This is a genomic window from Streptomyces sp. NPDC060027 (genome assembly GCF_042737005.1).
GTDB lineage: Bacteria > Actinomycetota > Actinomycetes > Streptomycetales > Streptomycetaceae > Streptomyces.
This window is the reverse complement of record NZ_JBHWVI010000397.1, coordinates 1-3,867: the sequence shown is the minus strand read 5'-3', so window position 1 is coordinate 3,867 and position 3,867 is coordinate 1. Positions and strand designations below refer to the sequence as shown.

1 protein-coding gene is annotated in these 3,867 nt (G+C 72.8%); it reads right to left on the bottom strand.

Annotated elements, in window-relative coordinates; all coding sequences use genetic code 11:
• The coding region (locus ACFWBT_RS42210; protein ID WP_385709907.1) for an SDR family NAD(P)-dependent oxidoreductase at positions 1 to 3,867 on the bottom strand (3,867 nt) is incomplete at both ends.

The window sequence follows — 3,867 nt, the reverse complement described above, 5'->3', positions numbered from 1 at the left end:
CGCGCACACCTCGTCGTACGCCGCCGCGAACACCGGATACGCCGCATACAGCTCACGCCCCATCCCCAACCGCTGCGAACCCTGACCCGAGAACAAGAACCCGACCTTGTCCGCCGAGTGAGCGCGTCCGGCGACGACGTTCGCCACCGGTTCGCCTGCCGCGAGGGCCTCAAGACCTGCCCGCAACTCGACCGGGTCGGTGCCGATCACCGCAGCCCGGTGCTCCAGCACCGACCGCGTCGTGGCCGACGAGAACCCGACGTCGACGGGCGACACATCGTCGGTCACGAAGGCCAGTAGACGCTCCGCCTGGGCCCGCAGCGCCACTTCATTCTTTGCTGACAGCACCCACGGGACGGGCACCGGGCGGTGTTCCCTGGCCGGGTCGGCCACGGCAGCGGCGGGCGCCTCCTCGATGATCGTGTGCGCGTTGGTGCCGCCGATGCCGAAGGACGACACCGCGGCCCTGCGGGGCCTGGCGGTCCCGGACCATCGCACCGGCTCGGTCAGCAGCCGCACGGCGCCCGCCGACCAGTCGACGTGCGCGGTCGGCTCGTCCACATGAAGCGTCTGCGGCAGGACGCCGTGCTGCATCGCCAACACCATCTTGATCACACCGGCGACACCCGCGGCGGCCTGCGTGTGACCGATGTTGGACTTGATGGATCCCAGCCACAACGGCCGGTCGTCGGAGTGTTCCTGCCCGTACGTGGCGAGGAGCGCCTGCGCCTCGATCGGGTCGCCCAGCCTCGTGCCCGTGCCGTGCGCCTCGACGGCGTCCACGTCGTCCGGCGTGAGCCCGGCGTTCGCCAGCGCCTGCCGGATCACCCGCTGCTGCGAGGGACCGTTCGGCGCGGTCAGACCGTTGGACGCACCGTCCTGGTTCACCGCACTCCCCCGCACGACGGCCAGTACCTCGTGGCCGTTCCGACGGGCGTCGGACAACCGCTCCACCAACAGCAGACCGACGCCCTCGCCCCAACCCGTACCGTCGGCACCGGCCGCGAACGCCTTGCACCGCCCGTCGGGCGACAGACCGCGCTGTCGGCTGAACTCCACGAACAGGTCCGGCGTGGTCATGACGGTGACGCCCCCGACCAGGGCCATCGTGCACTCGCCGCTCCGCAGGGCCTGCGCGGCGAGATGGAGGGCCACGAGCGAAGACGAGCACGCCGTGTCGACCGTGACCGCCGAACCCTCCAGGCCGAACGTGTAGGAGATGCGTCCGGAGACGACCGAGGCCGCCTTGCCGGTGAGCGCGTACCCCTCGATCTCCTCGGGCGCATTGCGCAGTCCGTTGGCGTAGTCCTGGCCGTTGGTGCCGATGAAGACACCGGTGCGGCTGGCGCGGACGGAGGCGGGGGCGATACCGGCGCGCTCGAAGGCCTCCCACGCGGTCTCCAGCAGCAGTCGCTGCTGCGGGTCCATGGCCAGCGCCTCGCGCGGCGAGATCCCGAAGAGACCGGCGTCGAAGCGGTCGGCGCCCTGGATGAAGCCGCCCTCGCGCGCGTACGTCTTGCCGGGTCGGTCGGGGTCGGGGTCGTAGAGCGCGTCGATGTCCCAGCCGCGGTCGGTGGGGAAGCCGGACATCGCGTCCTGGCCGGAGCTCAGCAGCTCCCACAGGTCCTCCGGCGACTGGACGCCACCGGGGAAGCGGCAGCTCATGCTGACGATCGCGAGGGGCTCGTCGGCCGCGGCGGCGGCCGTCGCCTGCGCGGCGTCCGCCGCCGGCCCGTGCCGGCCGAGGAGTTCCACGCCCAGGTGACGCGCGAGGGCGGTGGGGGTCGGGTGGTCGAAGACCAAGGTGGTGGGCAGCTTGAGGCCGGTGGCCGTGTTGAGCCTGTGGCGCAGTTCGACGGCGGTGAGCGAGTCGAAGCCGGTCTCGCGGAACGTCCGGTCGGCTTCGAAGGCGCCCTTGCCCGTGTGGCCGAGCACCATGGCGGCCTGCTCGCGGACCAGGTCCAGCAGGATGCGGCTCTGCTCCCCCGGCGTGGCGCCGAGGAGGCGCTGGACCAGCGCGGACGCGGGCACTTCGGCCTTCTGCGCGGACTGGGCGCGTACTTCGAGGGCCTTGCGGGCCTCGGGTACACCGTGCAGCAGCGGGCAGGGGCGCGTGCCGGCGAAGGCCGGGACGAAGCGGTCCCAGTCCACGTCCGCGACGGTCACGGAGGTTTCGCCGTGGGTCAGCGCACCGTGCAGCACGGAGATCGCGGGAAGGGCCGCGATCGCCCGTACGCCGCGCCGCCGCAGATGGTCACCGGCGGCGCCGTCGGCCATGCCTCCGTCCGCCCAGGATCCCCAGGCAACGGCCAGCGCGGGCAGGCCCTGCGCCCGGCGCTGCTCGGCGAGGGCGTCGAGGAAGGCGTTCGCGGCACCGTAGGCGCCCTGGCCGCCGTTGCCCCAGACACCGGTCATCGAGGAGAAGAGCACGAAGGCGTCGAGGTCCTGGCGGTCCCGGGTGAGCTCGTGCAGGTTGAGCGCTGCGTCCACCTTGGGGCGCAGCACGTGGTCGAGGCGCTCGGGCGTGAGCGATTCGACCAGACCGTCGTCGAGTACGCCTGCGGTGTGCACCACGGCGTTCACGGTGTGCCGGCCGAACAACTCGGCGAGCGCGTCGCGGTCGGCCGCATCGCACGCGACGACGGTGACCTGGGCGCCCAACTCCTCCAGCTCCGACTTGAGTTCGGTGGCGCCCGGGGCGTCGGGGCCCCGACGGCTGGCGAGCACCAGGTGTTCGGCACCGGCACCGGCGAGCCAGCGGGCCACGTGTCCGCCCAGCGCACCCGTACCACCGGTCACGAGCACGGTGCCGCGCGGCGACCAGGGTGCGTCCGCGGGTTCCGTGCTGTGCGGCGCGCGCACGAGGCGGCGGCCGGACACTCCGGAGGCGCGTACGGCGAGCTGGTCCTCGTCGGACTGGGCCAGCACGCCGACCAGTCGCTCCAGCGCGCGGGAGTCGAGCTCGGCAGGCAGGTCGACGAGCCCGCCCCAGCGCTGCGGCTGTTCCAGGGCGACGATCCTGCCCAGGCCCCAGAGCTGGGCGGAGACGGGGTCGGTCAGCAGGTCCGTCGTGCCGGTCGACACCGCGCCGCTGGTCAGACACCACAGCGGGGCCTCGATCCCGGCGTCGCCAAGGGCCTGGAGCGACAAAACGAGCCGCTGGAGGGCATCAGCCCCCGCTTCTCCCTGTGCTGCGGCGAACAGGATGCCGTCGGCCTGCTCGTGCCCGGCGTCGGCGAAGGCCCGAGCGAGCGCGTCGCGGTCGGTGTCCTCGCCCACGGCGAACGGTACGAGCGCGACGCCGAGTTCCGTGAGCCCGGCGCGGATCGCCTCGGTCCACGCGGTCTCCTCGGAGACCGCGTAGAGCCAGGTCCCCGACGGAGCGGCCCCGACCATGTCACCGAGCGACTGCCAGGTGATCCGGTAGCGCCAGCCGTCGGTGGTGGACTGCTCGCGCCGCTGCCGGCGCCAGGCGGCCAGCTTGGGTGCGACCACGCCCAGTTCGGCGGGCTCCAGTCCCAGGAGCGCACCGAGAGATGCCCGGTCCTCGCTCTCGACGGAGTCCCAGAACTCGGCGTCCATCGCCTCCGGGGCGTCGGCGGTCGCCTGAGGCGCCTCGAGCCAGTAGCGCTCGCGCTGGAAGGCGTAGGTGGGCAGGGGAACGCGGTGAGCGCCGGGGAAGAGGGCCTGCCAGTCCAAGGAGGCGCCGTGCACGTGCAGTTCGGCGAGCGCGGTCACGACGGCCTGCCGCTCGGGACGGTCGGCCCGGAGTACGGGAACGGTGACGATGTCGTCCGCACAGCCCTGCGCCATGCCGCTCAGCACACCGCCCGGACCGATCTCCACGAACGTGCTCACACCCAGATC